We start from the raw sequence: 915 nt of genomic DNA on the forward strand, positions 1-915 counted from the left end.
CGCTGCGGCGGCGGCAAATTGGGCGGCGGCGCCTGCTGGGCGGAGGCCGGCACGATCCAGCCCACCATCGCGACGAGCGCGAGCGCAGCAAGGCGTGATGCGAAAGTCATAAAAGAACCCCTGGTACCGAAACCCGTCGCTTCCTTAACCTGACGCCAACAGGCGCGGCCCTAGGGTTGCGCCGGATGTCCCCTCGACTCGGATGTTATCCGCAGCAACTATGACGGCACAACGGCAGGAAGATAGCCCTTTGCGCCCCGGAATTGCCTTGATCGGCCTCCTCGTCTGCCTGCTCTCGGGCATAGGGATCACCGGCTCGGGGTTGCCGGCCGAGGCGGCCACGACCGAGCGGGTCGTCGTCAACCGCTTCACCGGCGTTGCCATCGAGGGCTTCGATCCCGTCGCTTATTTCGTGGACGAGAGAGCCGTGCAGGGGACGGCCGAGTTCGAGGCCAACCTCTGGGGCGCGGTCTGGCGCTTCCGCAACGAGGGCAACCGCGCCTCCTTCCTGGCCCATCCCGAAATCTATGGGCCGCAATTCGGCGGCTACGATCCCGCCGATATCGCCCGCGGCGTCACCATTGCCGGCAATCCCCGTTTCTTCGCGATCGTGGCGCAGCGGCTGTACCTGTTCAGCCGGGAAACCAATCGTGACGCCTTCGCCGCCGACCCCGAGCGGTTCCTCTATGAGGTAGGCAAGCGCTGGCCGGCGCTCTGGGAACAGCTCAGTCAGTAGCAGCCTACCGCCTCAGGGTTCTGCCTGTGGGTCGCCCCAGGCGATGAAATCCGGGATGATGAAGCCGGTGTCGCTGCTGCTGCGCCGTCCGCCGGGCCGCGAAGCTTATCCCGGCGACGTGTTCTATCTGCATTCCCGTCTGCTCGAGCGCGCGGCGAAGCTCAGCAAGGACCACGGTT

The 915-nt window shown here is 65.9% G+C and carries 1 protein-coding gene and 1 pseudogene; both read left to right on the forward strand.

Annotated elements, in window-relative coordinates:
* The first annotated feature begins 250 nt into the window (after positions 1-250).
* The gene (locus MOV75_RS39840) at positions 251-736 is read left to right on the forward strand and encodes a YHS domain-containing (seleno)protein (protein WP_246931691.1); all 486 of its coding nucleotides are present in this window, start codon (positions 251-253) and stop codon (positions 734-736) included.
* Positions 737-797: 61 nt separating this feature from the next.
* Positions 798-915, forward strand: a pseudogene (locus MOV75_RS39845) (hypothetical protein); the annotation flags it as partial.

It is taken from the genome of Bradyrhizobium sp. PRIMUS42 (genome assembly GCF_023006515.1).
Classification (GTDB): domain Bacteria; phylum Pseudomonadota; class Alphaproteobacteria; order Rhizobiales; family Xanthobacteraceae; genus Bradyrhizobium.